This is a genomic window from Stenotrophomonas veracruzanensis (genome assembly GCF_032911525.1).
GTDB classification, from domain to species: Bacteria; Pseudomonadota; Gammaproteobacteria; order Xanthomonadales; family Xanthomonadaceae; genus Stenotrophomonas; species Stenotrophomonas africana.
On sequence record NZ_JAWJTI010000003.1, the window covers coordinates 1 to 12,700 of the forward strand.

Sequence of the window (12,700 nt, forward strand, 5' to 3'; positions counted from 1 at the left end):
GTGCCGGCCGCTGGCCGGCAACTGCAATGCGCTTGATGCACCGGGGGGGCCGGCCAGCGGCCGCCACTACCGGGCTGCGGCGCCCGGCAGCACCAGCTCGAACAGGGTGCCGGTGACATCCGACACAACACTCACGCTGCCGCCGTGCGCCTGTGCAATCGCGCGGGTGATCGCCAGGCCCAGTCCGGCGCCCTCGTGGCGGCCACGCTCGCTGCGGTAGAAACGATCGAACAGGCGCGGCAGCGCTTCGGCGGAAATCGGCGTGCCGACGTTGTGCACGCTGACCCTGCACACGCCATCGGCCTCGACCAGCCGCACCCGCACTTCGCTGCCCACGGCTGCGTGCTTCAACGCGTTGGACAGCAGGTTGGCAATCGCCCGGTGCAGCATCAAGCGGTTGCCTTCCACGCTCGCCACACCGTCGCGGCGCAGGGTCAACTGCCGGTCCTCGGCCAGCAGGTCGTAGAACTCCAGCAGTGAATCCACCACCTCATCCAGCGCCACCGGCTCGCGCGAGGGAAGCGCGCCCGGCGCTTCGGCCTGCGCCAGGTACAGCAGGTCGCCCACGGTCTGCGCCAGCTGCTGCAGCTCTTCGGCACACGACGCCAGCGTCTCGCGATAGGCCTCGTTGCTGCGCGGGTGGGCCAGCACCACCTGCACCTGGGTCAGCATGTTGGTGATCGGCGTGCGCAGCTCGTGGGCGAGATCACCAGAGAACTCGGTCAGCCGCGCGAAGTCCTGCTGCAGGCGCGCCAGCATGCCATTGAGGGTTTGCGCCAGCTGCTCCAGTTCGGCCGGTGCACTGCGTGCGCTCAAGCGCCGCTGCAGGCGGCCGGCGGTGATCTGTCGGGCTTCATCGGCCAGCGTGCGCAGCGGTCGCAGCGTACGCCGCACCACATAACCGCCGAGCAGGCTGCTGGCCACGGCGGCGCCGATGATCGCGATCGCCAGCAGATGGCGGAAGCGCTGCAGGAAATCAGCATGGCGGTTGTCATCGATGGCCAGCAGGATGACCAGCTGGCTGCCGTCGGCCAGCGTCTGGCGCAGGTGCAGGGCATGCATGCAGCGGCCATCAGTGAGGATCCAGTCGTGCCGGCGTGGCGCGGCGTCGATCGGTTGGCTGCGTGCATGCTGGCGCAACAGTGTCGGTGCGGTGGAGAAGAGCACCGCGCCGCTCCCATCAACAATATGGAAGGCGATATCTGGATGGTGGCCCAGCGCCTCTGCCAATCGCTGCCCGCGCTCGGAAGCAGCTCCATTGCCGGCCAGGTCACGGATCAGCGCAACCTTGTTTTCCAGTTCAATGAAGTCCTGGGCCACCAGGTCGTGGCGGGCGCTGACATAGATCGCCACGCCCAATGCAGCCAGTACCAGCGTGGCCACGGTGGCGAACAGCAGCGTCAGCCGTACCGCGATGGAACGGCGCAGGTTCATCCGCTGTGCACTGCACCGTCGTCCGGTGCCTCCAGCACATAGCCCATGCCGCGCACGGTGACGATCAGCTTGGCATCGAAGTCATCGTCGATCTTCGCGCGCAGGCGGCGGATCGCCACGTCGATCACGTTGGTGTCGCTGTCAAAGTTCATGTCCCACACCTGCGAGGCGATCAGCGAGCGTGGCAGCACTTCGCCCTGGCGACGCGCCAGCAGCTCCAGCAGGGTGTACTCCTTCTGGCTGAGGGGGATGCGCTGGCCACCGCGTTCGACCCGGCGGCGTAGAGTGTCCACCACCAGGTCGGCGATAACGATGCGCTCGGCCTGCGGCAGTGCCTGGCCGCGACGCAGCAGGGTGCGCACGCGCGCCAGCAGCTCGGCGAAGGCGAATGGTTTGGCCAGGTAGTCATCCGCGCCCAGTTCCAGGCCCTGCACGCGGTCGGCGATGCTGCTGCGTGCGGTCAGGAACAGCACCGGCACCTGCCATCCGGCCTCGCGCAGCCGTGACAGCACGCTCCAGCCATCCAGGCCGGGCAGCATCACGTCGAGGATGACCAGCTGGTACTCGCCGCTGCCGGCCAGGTGCAGCCCGTCGACGCCGTTGCAGGCGAGATCGACCACGTAGCCGGCTTCGATCAGGCCCTGGCGCAGGTAGTTGCCGGTCTTGGGTTCGTCTTCGACGATCAGCAGTTTCATGATGCGCCCATCATCGCAGCTTGCACGTGGGCTGGCTGCGCAGGCTCACGCCAACGGGTCCAGCGTACCAAGCACCGCCACGCAGGCCAGCACCAGCAGCGCCAAGGCCGACTCGCAGGCCAGGCTGTGGCGCAGGGAGCGCAATGGCCGCGGTTGCCAGCCTTCGCGGATGGAGGTGGCCAAGGCCGGTACCAATCGCCAGCGATGCAGCGCTGCGAGCCCCAGCATGCCGCCCACCAGGGCCAGCTTGAGCAGCAGCCAGCGCCCGTGTGCGGTACCGGTCAGGGTCTGCACGGAACCTCCGAGATCGACATAGGTATAGGTGCCGGTCATCGCCAGGGTGGCGACGATGACCGTGCCGGGCAGGGCGAAGCTGTGGGCGGCCTGCCACAGTGCATGGGTGCGTTCGCGCAGGTGCAGGCCTTGTGGACGCAGCGCCAGCTGCACAATGGCGGCGATCGCACCGACCCAGGCGCCGGCGGCCAGCAGGTGCACGATGCCGGCCAGCAGCCGCAGCGTGCCACCGAACCCATCGCCCGCAGCGGCGTGGCCGTTCCAGGACAGGCTGGCCAACGCCGTGGCAGACAATGCGAGCAGGGCCACGCGGCGCAGGCCCGGCAGCGGCGTGGCGAATGCCAGCAGGGGCAGCATCGCCAGCACCGCCACGGTACGCAGCAGGCCGGCTTTACCCACCGGCGTACCGGTGAGGAACCAGTGCGCCGTTGCAGGGTCGATGTCGGCCGGCGCGATGCCGAGGACACCGGACAACCGGGTGATGGCATCGGTGACCACCAAAGCCAACGCGATCAGGGCGAGCCCCAGCGAGACGCCGCGCGGCAGCCTCGGACGGACGAACAGCAGCCGCCCGAACAGCAGCATCAGCACCAGGTACAGCGCCAGCCGCAGCGCATACGGCGAGAGCTCGGCCACGACGGCAGTCTTACTTCACGGTGAAACGGTACGTGCCAGTGATCGGGTGGCTGTCCTGGCCGACCGCGCGCCACTGCAGTGCGTAGCTGCCTGCCGGCAGCGGCGTGGCGAAGCGCGCACGCAGGGTGTGGCCATCTTCGGAGAGCTCCTGCGCGGTGGTGGGCATGGCCATCTTCATGCGGCCATGGTCCATGCTCAGCTCGATGCGGGTGGCACGCGGCATCACCTTCTCGCTGAACTGCAGCGCGATCTCGGTCGCCGGGGCAATGGTGGCGTCGGCGGCCGGCGTCGAGCGCACCAGGCTGGGATGGGCCAGCGCCAGCGGCGCAGCCGCGAGGCCGGACAGGAGAAGAACAAGGGTGGTGGAGCGGAGCAGGGGGCGGGTCATGCGCGGGACACCTGTGGAAGACGTGGCCCACAGGGTGGAGGGCAGCGCCTTTCGCTGCCCTGACCCGCACATTACCGATCTGTAATGTTCGGCCCACTAGCAAGGTAGTGCCGGCCGCTGGCCGGCATCACAGCGCTGCCAGCGGCCCTTGCATGCGATGGAAACTGCCATCGGTGGCGGTGAACCAGGCCAGCGAACGCCCACCCACGAAATCGTCGACATGCACGACCGTAGCGCCATCGGCTTCCTGCCACGAAATGGCATAGACCCCTTCGCTGATCCTCTGCCACTCACAGGCGGCTTCGCCCTGCGCACCGGCATAGGCGCCGGAGACGATGGCGTACTGCACGTGGCGGCCATCGGCGCTGTAGACATTGTCGGCGGCCAGCCCGTCATAGCTGACGCGGAAGCGGCGGCCGGCGAACACGGGAAGATCAGCGGCGGTGTTCATCGGATCGCCACCGGGTTGATGTTGACCTGGGTCGAGCCGACGTACAGCGGCTGGCCAAGTACGAACAGGAATTCCCAGGCCTTGTCGCGCACCAGCGCGCGGCTGTCGATCAGCTCCAGGTTGTAGATGCCGCGCTTGGCCAGCATGTACTGGTTGATCGGGAACTCTTCGGCACCGTTCGGGTTCGGGTAGACCTCCGAGGCCCAGGTGTCGCCACCGAAGGCGACGATGCCCTGGTCGGCCAGCCACTTCGCGGCGTCCATGCCGATACCCGGTTCCACTTCCAGGAACTGTTTGTCGTCCTTTCCGATCAGTTCCAGCCAGCCGGTGTTGAACAGCACCACGTCGCCCTTGCGCAGGCTCAGGCCCTGCTTCTTCAGCACGGCCTGGATGTCGGCCACGGTGAACTCGGTGCCGCCGGGCACGATCGCCTTGCCGTAGTACGCGGTCATGTCCAGCACGACGCCGCGGGTGACCATTGGCGGCACCTTCTCGACGCCGAGCTTGCGTACGCCGTCCACGGTGACGAAGTCGGCGGCCTTGTTGCCGTTGTAGTAGACGTTGTCGATGCCGATATGGCCGATGCCGTTGAGCTGGGTGCCAACGCCGGTCCAGGCGTTCACCAGTTCATCGTTGAAGGTGAACTTGTTGGGGCCCAGCGACTTGCCGGCCTGCTGGCCGACCTGCACGTTGTACAGGCGGAAGCTGCGGTGGCGGAACGCGGGCAGGTTCTTGTCCACCGGCACCGCCAGCGGATAGGTCTTGCCGGTCCTGACCAGCGATACTGCGTGCTTGACCACGTCCGCGGTCAGCAGGTTGGCCGCGCCGATCTCGTCGTTGGCGCCGTAGGCAGAGAGATACCAGTCCTCGGCGGTGGCCTGGAAGGACAGCGGCAGGGTGGCCAGCGCAAGCGCGGCCAGGGTCTTCATCTTCATGGCAAAGCTCCGGTAACTGTCAGGCCGTCGCGGCGGCGCCGGCATGGGCCGGGACGTGCGGCAGCACGTACTCGGCGATTTCGTGGAAGGTTTCGGCCAGCGGCCGCTCGTTGCGGCGGAACTGCAGGCCGATGTGGTCGACACCGGCTGCCTGCAGGGCGTGCAGCTCGGCCAGCAGGGCGTTGCGGCCGCCGCGCAGGCCGAAGCGCCAGCGCTGCAGGGGGGCATCGGCATCGGCCACGAGGTCCAGGTGGATGAAGCTGGCATAGGGCTTGTTGCCGGCCACGGCGCGCCAGGCCGCCACGCGTTGCGCATGGTCCTCTGGCGTGCCCGGGTAAGCCAGGCAACCATCCATGTGCTGGCCGATCCACGCCGGCTGCTGCTGGGCCAGTCCGGCCACGAACAGCGGCAGGGCCGGGCCATCCGCGGGCAGCACGTCCAGGCCCTGCGGCAGATGCGAAGCCGCGCCTTCGCGCAGCAGTGCGATCTGCTCGCGGAAGCGGCTGCCACGCGTGTCGAAGTCGCGGCCGAACAGCGGGTACTCCACCGGGCGGTCGCCACTGGCCACGCCCAGCAGCAGGCGGTCACCGCTGAGCCGCTGCACGCTGCGCGCCGACTTCAGGGTCAGCAACGGCTCGCGGATCGGCAGCACCACCGCACCAGTACCCAGCAGGATGTCCTCGGTGATGCCGGCCAGGTAGCCGAGATAACTGAATACCTCGAACACCTGTGCCGCATCGCCGAAGGCCGGGTCGTACACCGGTACATCGCGTACCCACAGCGCACGGAAGCCGAGGCGGTCGGCCAACCGTGCCAGCTCCGCATGGCGCTGCAGGTCCGGTTCGCCGGGCAGGCGTCGCGCGGCACGTCGTGCCTGTTCGCCCAGCGGCGTCCAGTCATTGTCCAGCGGTGCTTCGATACCGATGCTGAAACCACCGGCCTGCAGCCGCGCCAGCGCACTGCCCATGGCGAGGCTCCTCAGTCCCAGGCCGGGGCCAGGCCCGGCGGATCGACTTCGCGGCCGTTGCGGTCAAGCGCAGCGATCGCGGCCATGTCATCGGCATCCAGGTGCAGGTCCTGGGCGAGCAGGTTGCTGGCCAGGTTCTCGCGCTTGGTTGAAGACGGGATGACCGAGTAACCCCGCTGCAGTGCCCACGCCAGCGCTACCTGGGCCACGGTGGCCTGGTGCTTGTCGGCGATGGCGGCCAGCACCGGATCCTTCAGCACCTTGCCGTAGGCCAGGGTCATGTAGGAGGTCAGGGTGATGCCCTGGTCCTGCAGGAAGGCAGTCAGTGCCGGGTTCTGCAGGTAGGGGCTCAGTTCGATCTGATTGGTGGCGATCTCGCTGGCGCCGACCACCTCGATGGCCTGCCGGGTCAGCTCGATGTTGAAGTTGGACACACCGATCTGTCGGGTCAGGCCCTGCGCCTTGGCGTCGGCCAGCGCGGTCATGTACTCGCGCAGTTCAACGCCATTGCCCGGCGCCGGCCAGTGGATCAGCAGCAGGTCCACATGGTCGGTGCGCAGCTTGGCCAGGCTGTCGCGCAGGCTCGGGATCAGCTTGTCAGCGGCGTAGTTGTCCACCCAGATCTTGGTGGTCAGGAACAGCTGGTCGCGTGCTACGCCGGATTCGGCGATGGCCTGGCCGACTTCGGCTTCATTGCCGTAGATCTGCGCGGTATCGACCGCACGGTAGCCGACCTCGAGGGCGTTGCGCACCGAATCGATGACGGTCTGGCCGGTCAGGCGGAAGGTGCCGACGCCAAAGGAAGGAACGCTCATGATGGACTCCAGGGACTTCGTTGAGAGCCGGCGGGCTCGGGACAGGGCGAAGTGTGGGCGCTTTACATTTGTTGATTAAGCCGTGTATACGGGAAACGCTTTTGCGCCGAGGTAAAAAATGAAAACCACTCTGGATGAGCTGAAGGCCTTCGTGGCCGTGGTCGACAGTGGTTCCATCACGGCGGCGGCCGAGGCGCTGGAACTGACCATCTCGGCCACCAGCCGCACTCTGGCGCGGCTGGAGGACAAGCTGCAGACCACCCTGCTGCGGCGGACCACGCGGCGGCTGGAACTGACCGAGGAAGGCGCGGCGTTCCTGGAGTACGCGCGCACGATCCTGGCCACGGTGGACGAGGCCGAAGAACAGATGGCCGCGCGGCGGCTGCAGCCGGTCGGGCGCCTGCGCGTGGATGCGGCCACACCCTTCATGCTGCACGTGATCGTGCCGCTGCTTGAAGGGTTCCGTGAGCGCTACCCGCAGGTGGAGCTGGAGCTGAATTCCAATGAAGGCATCACCGACCTGATCGAGAAGCGCACCGACATAGCGTTCCGCATCGGCGTGCTGCGCGATTCCACCCTGCATGCGCGACCGATCGGCCATAGCCGCATCCGCGTGGTGGCAAGCCCCGAGTACCTGCGCCGGCACGGCACGCCCACGCGGGTGGAGCAGCTGCGCGAGCACGACCTGCTGGGCTTCACCCAGCCCAGTTCATTGAACGAATGGCCGCTGCAGGATGCCGATGGTGGGCCTTTCGTGATCGAGCCGGCGATCGCTTCGTCCAGTGGCGAGACGCTGCGGCAGATGGCGGTGGCCGGGCTGGGCATCGCCTGCCTGTCCGACTTCCTGACCCGCCAGGACCGGCGTGATGGCCGCCTGGTACAGCTGTTCGCCAAGCAGACGCAGGAAGTGCGGCAGCCGATCAACGCGGTCTACTACCGCAACACCGCGCTGGCTGCGCGCATCACCTGTTTCGTCGACCATGTGACGCAGACGCTGGGGCAGCGTCCGTTCGACGAATAGGGAGGGGTAGAGCCGGCCGCTGGCCGGCTGCCTGATCCTCGCGGTTGCCGGCCAGCGCCCGGCACTACCGGGTGCGCAACGCCCGCCGATTGCCGATGTGCGCCGCCGCCAGCAACACGCCGCCGCACGCGGTGGCCACACCATGCCAGAGCAGCGATTCCTTCAGCGGCAGATACAGAGAGGCTGACAGCAGCAGGGTGGCGCCAACGCAGGCCAATCTTGCAGGCCGCCAGCGCCCATGCCAGTGCACGCCGGCCGAGGTACTCGCCAAGGCCAACGAGGAGGCCAGCAGCGCGAACAGCCACTCCCAGCGCGACATCATCAGCAGCAATGTCATCGCGCCATGGCCGGGATGCTGGAACGAGCGCAGCGCCATCATCGCTGCCGGCACGAAGGCCAGCAGCAGGGGCAGGGCGATGCAGTGGGCGGCGCAGGCCAGGGACAGCCAGGCACCGGCAAGATCGAAGCGGGGGTGCCAGCGTGCCGAAGTTGGCGGCTGGGCCGGGGCCCTTGCGGGGGTCGTGGGAATGTGGTCCATAATGTTACATAGTAACAATTGGAGTCTTTCCCATGAAGCTTCCCGCCGCTCTTTTCCTGCTGCTGGCTGCCAGCGCCGCGCAGGCCCATGACGTGCGCCAGCTGGGCGCACATGTGCACGGCCAGGCCACCGTCGATGTTGCGCTTGACCAGCAGACCCTGGAATTCGCCCTTCAGGCCCCCGGCATAGGGATCCTCGATTACGAGCGACCGCCGGCCAATGCAGCCGAGCAGGCCGCGCTGGCACGTGCCACCGCCGTGCTGAAGAGCGGCAGCTGGGTCACCTTGCCCACGGCGGCCCATTGTCGTCTGGTCGGTGGTGATGCCAAGGCCGAAGGCTTCGATGCGACTGCTGCCGCACCCATGGCCGGGCAGCATCGTCATGCCGGCTTCAGTGCGAACCTGCAATACCGCTGTGCGAATACGGCGGCGCTTCGCGCCCTGGTGATTCGCCTGCCCGTGCTGTTCCCGGGCCTGCACGAAGTCATCGTCAACAGCGCAACCACCAATGGCCAGGATCGCAGCGTGCTGACGCCCGATAATCTGCGCGTGGTGCTGGTACCGTGAGCACGTCACCGGTGATCGCGCTGGAGAATGTGCAGTTCGGTTACGCAACACGCCTGGTGCTGGATATCCCACATCTTCTGATAGAGCAGGGCAGCAGCGTGCTGCTGCGCGGAATCAGCGGTGGCGGTAAAAGCACCCTGCTGGGGCTGCTGGCAGGTGTGCTGCTGCCCGGCAAGGGCCGTGTCGAGGTGGCCCGCCAGGCACTGCAGGACATGGGAGGTGCGGCGCGGGACCGTTTCCGTGCCGATCAGCTGGGCGTGATCTTCCAGCAGTTCAATCTGCTGCCGTTCCTCACCGTGCGCGACAACATCGCGCTGGGCCTGCGCTTCTCGCGCCTGCGCAGTGCGCGCATCAGTGGGCCACTGAATGCCGAGATAGCCCGTCTGCTGCAGGCCCTGCAGCTGGACCCGGCGCTGATGCAGCGGCGCGCGGGTACGCTGAGTGTTGGCCAGCAACAGCGCGTGGCGGCGGCACGCGCCCTGATCGGTCGCCCGGCGTTGCTGCTCGCCGATGAGCCCACCTCAGCGCTCGATCGCGATGCGGCGACCGCCTTCCTGCAGCTGATGTCCGCGCAGTGCCAGGCGGCCGGCACCACGGTGCTGGTGGTCAGCCATGACGACAGCCTGCAGCCGTTGTTCGACCGCACCATTTCACTGTCCGAGATCAACCAGGCAGGTGCCGGCCATGCTTGAGCTAGCCTGGGCCAGCCTGCGCAGCCGCGCGTTGAGTGTCGGTCTGACCGTGCTGGTCATCACTCTCAGCGTGGTGCTGCTGCTGGGCGTCGAGCGTGTGCGCACGCAGGCGCACGAGGGGTTCGCCAGCACCGTATCGGGCACCGACCTGATCGTCGGTGCGCGTTCGGGACCGGTGAACCTGCTGCTGTACTCGGTGTTCCATATCGGCGACCCGACCAACAACGTGTCCTGGCAGTCCTACCAGGAGCTGTCCGCGTTGCCACAGGTGAAGTGGGCGGTGCCGCTTTCGCTGGGCGATTCCTGGCGTGGCTACCGCGTGGTCGGCACCAGCGGTGGCTATTTCGAGCATTACCGCTACGGCGCCGGGCACGCGCTTGCGTTCGCGGACGGACGGCCGTTCGATGACCTGTATGACGTGGTGATCGGTGCCGAGGTGGCACAGGCACAGAGGGTAGGTCTCGGCGATGAGATCGTGCTGGCGCACGGCACCGGCGCGGTCACCCTGGCCACGCATGCCGACAAGCCGTTCCGTGTTGCCGGCATCCTGCAGCGCACCGGCACGCCGGTGGACTCGTCGCTGCTGGTCTCGCTGCCGGCCATCGAGGCGATCCATGTGGACTGGCGTTCGGGCGTTCAGCTACGCAGCCAGCGCGTCAGCGCCGAGCAGGCGCGTCATCTGGATCTGACCCCGACCAGCATCACTGCCTTCATGCTCGGCCTGAACTCGCGCATTGCCACGTTTTCGGTGCAGCGCAGGATCAACGAGTATCCAGACGAGGCGATGCTGGCGATCCTGCCCGGCGTGACCCTGCAGCAGCTGTGGCAGTCGCTGGGCACCGCCGAGCGCGCACTGCAGCTGATCAGTGCAATGGTGGTGCTGCTGGGCATGGTCTCGCTGGTGGCGCTGCTGGTCTCGACCCTGCAGGAGCGGCGGCGTGAGATGGCCATCCTGCGTGCCACCGGCGCGCGGCCGGGTTACATCGCCGGCCTGCTCGTGGTGGAAGCGATGGCGACCAGTGCGGTGGCCTGCGTACTGGCCCTGTCGCTGCTGGTGGCCGCCAGCATTGCCGGGCGTGGCTGGGTACTGGCCACCTTCGGTCTGTCGATCACCCATGTCTGGCCGGATGGTCGTGAACTGGCATGGGTTGCGGGCGTGTTGGCGGTCAGCGCGGTGGCCGGGCTGGTGCCGGCGTTGCTCGCTTACCGGCGCACCTTGGCCGATGGCCTTTCAGCGGGAGGCTGAGCATGCGCTGGATGCTGTCACTGCTGATGGTGCTGTCATTGGCCGCCTGTGAGCGTCCTGTGGATACCGGCGTACAGGCCCTGCCGCCCTCGCCGGTTGTTGACCGCGATGACCCTGCAGACGCTGCGGAGCAGGAACTGGACTGGCTGCAGATGATGCCCAAGGACGAGCTGGCCGCACTGGAGCGGGGCGAGGGTCCGGAGGTCGAGCACAACGGCAACCGGCGCATGCCGCAGTTCGGCACCTTCCGCACGGTGGACACGGTACTGCAGCGGCCGGTGCGCCTGCCGGGCTACGTGGTGCCGCTGGCCAACGCGCAGGACGGCCGGCTGAGCGAATTCCTGTTCGTGCCGTACTACGGCGCCTGCATCCACGTGCCACCACCACCACCGAACCAGATCGTACACGTGGTGCTGCCACGCCCGATCGAGATGCCGGACATGTACTCGCCGTTCTTCCTGGCGGGCACCCTGCGCGCCGAACGGTTGGATGACGATCTGGCCGGTTCGGCCTACACCATGCGTGACGCACAGCTGAGGCCCTATGAACCGTAGTCACCTGTTGCTGGCGTTGGGATGCCTGTGGTTGGCGGGCTGCACCGGGTCAGGCGGCGATGCCGTGGTGGCCACGCCGGAGGGCAAACCGGCGCCCTCCGCCACGGCCGATGCCCGCATTGACCGTTGGGACGCGTTGCGACCCGACGAAGTGACCTACCAGCGCCCACCCCCGCAGATCGGCCTGTCACGCAATGGGATGGAGGGCGTGGGCGGCCTGATCGACGACACCGGCTCGGGCACGCCACCGGGGCAGGAAATCGACCATTCCAGCCCCGACCGCGCCAAGCAGTTCGGCTCTTCGCGCGTGGTCGATGCTGTCGATGGTCGCGCGGTGGATCTGGATGGCTACGTGGTGCCGCTCGGCACCAACGATGCAGGATTGGTGGATGAACTGCTGTTCGTGCCGTTCTACGGTGCCTGCATCCACGTGCCGCCGCCGCCACCCAACCAGATCATCCACGTGACCCTGGCGACACCGATCGCGCTGGGCGATCTGTGGGATCCGTACCGGCTTGCCGGCCGCCTGCAGGTGAAGCGTTTTGACGCGGACATCGCCAGCGCGTCCTACGATGCCGCGGCAGCCACGCTGACGGCGATCCGCAACTGATGCGCAGGCGATGGATCATGGCTGCCGCGCTGCTCGTGGGCGCGGTGGTGCTGCTGGTGTGGTGGCAGCGGCAGCGCGCACCCACCGCGCCGCCGGCGGTCGCGTTTCCGGCACCGGCGCCCGATGCCAGGCAGCGCATCGAACAGCGCCTGGGTGACGACCACGCGTTTCGCAACGACGTGCTGTTCCTGCTCGCGGCGACATTGCGCGACCGCTGCCAGCCGGCGCAGGCGGGGCTGCTGGCGCGCATGGCCAATCGTGCATCGCTGCCGGTGCTGGCCGCAGTCAGCGCGGTGACCCAGCAGGACCCATCGCTGGACCGGCCGATCTACCAGTACATCCAGCACCGCGCCGATGCGACGCAGTGCGGGCAGCCGCTGAAGATGCCGCTGGCCGGTGGGCGCAGCATGGCCGTGGACATCGAACAGTACGCGCGCACGTTCCCGGACAGCTACTTCGACCCGCAACGCAGCAGTGAACCGCGGGATTTCGGTGGGCTGTCGCTGCAGCAGCGCGCCGGCAACGCCTGCAACAGCGTGGTGTATTCGGTGCTGCCGCTGGGTGGCACCGACTGGCGGTGCAGCAGCCTGCGCGCGAATGCGCGGGCGCGCGTGCGCGGGCTGTGCGAGGACGAATTGCGGCGCCAGCATGGGAGTACAGGTGGGGAGCTGGACACGGCCGTCGGGCAAGGCATGCAGGCGGCGGTGGTATCGGCGATCGCCGCGCTGCCGGAAGACTGCCGGTAGAGGTGCGCCAGTAGCGCCAGGCCATGCCAGTCCCGTTTCAGTAGAGCCAGGCCATGCCTGGCTTACCGTTCAGTCGAGCAAGGTCGCCTCTACAAAAGCTGAATCGGCTGAT

Annotated in this window: 16 protein-coding genes; 7 read left to right on the forward strand and 9 right to left on the reverse strand. The window is 67.6% G+C overall.

All coding sequences use genetic code 11. From position 1 onward, the window contains the following. Window positions 1-66 precede the first annotated feature (66 nt). From R1H25_RS03360 to dkgB, 8 genes are all read right to left on the reverse strand, one after another. Window positions 67-1,434, reverse strand: coding sequence for a heavy metal sensor histidine kinase (locus R1H25_RS03360; protein WP_317222689.1), 1,368 nt, complete (start codon window positions 1,432-1,434; stop codon window positions 67-69). Further along, entirely contained in the window at window positions 1,431-2,129 is a 699-nt protein-coding gene (locus R1H25_RS03365; protein ID WP_099589131.1) for a heavy metal response regulator transcription factor, read from the reverse strand. The genes R1H25_RS03360 and R1H25_RS03365 overlap by 4 nt, the downstream gene beginning before the upstream one ends. A 45-nt stretch (window positions 2,130-2,174) precedes the next feature. After that, a complete protein-coding gene (copD, locus tag R1H25_RS03370) occupies window positions 2,175-3,059 on the reverse strand; it encodes a copper homeostasis membrane protein CopD (RefSeq protein WP_317222690.1) in 885 nt (294 codons plus the stop codon). 10 nt (window positions 3,060-3,069) lie between these two features. After that, window positions 3,070-3,447: a copper homeostasis periplasmic binding protein CopC gene (copC, locus tag R1H25_RS03375; RefSeq protein WP_088479325.1), complete on the reverse strand. Its 378-nt coding sequence runs from the start codon at window positions 3,445-3,447 to the stop codon at window positions 3,070-3,072. Between the two features lie 127 nt (window positions 3,448-3,574). Beyond that, window positions 3,575-3,898, reverse strand: a complete 324-nt coding sequence (locus R1H25_RS03380) for an adenylate cyclase (protein ID WP_049448058.1) — start codon at window positions 3,896-3,898, stop codon at window positions 3,575-3,577. Further along, the gene (locus R1H25_RS03385) at window positions 3,895-4,833 is read right to left on the reverse strand and encodes a cyclase family protein (protein WP_317222692.1); all 939 of its coding nucleotides are present in this window, start codon (window positions 4,831-4,833) and stop codon (window positions 3,895-3,897) included. Before R1H25_RS03385 ends, R1H25_RS03380 begins: the two co-directional genes overlap by 4 nt. A gap of 19 nt (window positions 4,834-4,852) precedes the next feature. Continuing rightward, window positions 4,853-5,800, reverse strand: coding sequence for a TIGR03571 family LLM class oxidoreductase (locus R1H25_RS03390; protein WP_317222693.1), 948 nt, complete (start codon window positions 5,798-5,800; stop codon window positions 4,853-4,855). Between the two features lie 11 nt (window positions 5,801-5,811). After that, window positions 5,812-6,615: a 2,5-didehydrogluconate reductase DkgB gene (gene dkgB, locus R1H25_RS03395; protein WP_317222694.1), complete on the reverse strand. Its 804-nt coding sequence runs from the start codon at window positions 6,613-6,615 to the stop codon at window positions 5,812-5,814. 118 nt (window positions 6,616-6,733) lie between these two features. Between dkgB and R1H25_RS03400 the strand changes: the two genes are divergently transcribed. Then, complete coding sequence (locus tag R1H25_RS03400; RefSeq protein ID WP_317222695.1) at window positions 6,734-7,636, forward strand: LysR substrate-binding domain-containing protein; 903 nt, start codon at window positions 6,734-6,736, stop codon at window positions 7,634-7,636. A 64-nt stretch (window positions 7,637-7,700) separates the two neighbouring features. Here R1H25_RS03400 and R1H25_RS03405 read toward each other — a convergent pair whose 3' ends face one another. Beyond that, on the reverse strand, window positions 7,701-8,174 hold the full coding sequence (locus R1H25_RS03405) for a MerC domain-containing protein (RefSeq protein WP_317222696.1): 474 nt from the start codon (window positions 8,172-8,174) through the stop codon (window positions 7,701-7,703). 32 nt (window positions 8,175-8,206) lie between these two features. Between R1H25_RS03405 and R1H25_RS03410 the strand changes: the two genes are divergently transcribed. The 6 genes from R1H25_RS03410 to R1H25_RS03435 are packed head-to-tail and all read left to right on the forward strand — an operon-like array spanning window position 8,207 to window position 12,588. Further along, entirely contained in the window at window positions 8,207-8,740 is a 534-nt protein-coding gene (locus tag R1H25_RS03410; protein ID WP_317222697.1) for a DUF2796 domain-containing protein, read from the forward strand. Further along, window positions 8,737-9,432: an ATP-binding cassette domain-containing protein gene (locus R1H25_RS03415; protein ID WP_317222698.1), complete on the forward strand. Its 696-nt coding sequence runs from the start codon at window positions 8,737-8,739 to the stop codon at window positions 9,430-9,432. The genes R1H25_RS03410 and R1H25_RS03415 overlap by 4 nt, the downstream gene beginning before the upstream one ends. After that, window positions 9,425-10,678, forward strand: a complete 1,254-nt coding sequence (locus tag R1H25_RS03420; RefSeq protein ID WP_317222699.1) for an ABC transporter permease — start codon at window positions 9,425-9,427, stop codon at window positions 10,676-10,678. Before R1H25_RS03415 ends, R1H25_RS03420 begins: the two co-directional genes overlap by 8 nt. 2 nt (window positions 10,679-10,680) lie before the next feature. Next, window positions 10,681-11,232 carry a DUF3299 domain-containing protein gene (locus R1H25_RS03425; RefSeq protein WP_317222700.1) on the forward strand — a complete coding sequence of 184 codons (552 nt, stop codon included), beginning with the start codon at window positions 10,681-10,683 and terminating at the stop codon, window positions 11,230-11,232. Then, window positions 11,222-11,842 (forward strand): DUF3299 domain-containing protein, encoded by a 621-nt coding sequence (locus R1H25_RS03430; protein WP_317222701.1) that lies wholly within the window; start codon window positions 11,222-11,224, stop codon window positions 11,840-11,842. The genes R1H25_RS03425 and R1H25_RS03430 overlap by 11 nt, the downstream gene beginning before the upstream one ends. Next, window positions 11,842-12,588 (forward strand): hypothetical protein, encoded by a 747-nt coding sequence (locus R1H25_RS03435; protein WP_317222702.1) that lies wholly within the window; start codon window positions 11,842-11,844, stop codon window positions 12,586-12,588. Before R1H25_RS03430 ends, R1H25_RS03435 begins: the two co-directional genes overlap by 1 nt. Window positions 12,589-12,700 lie beyond the last annotated feature (112 nt).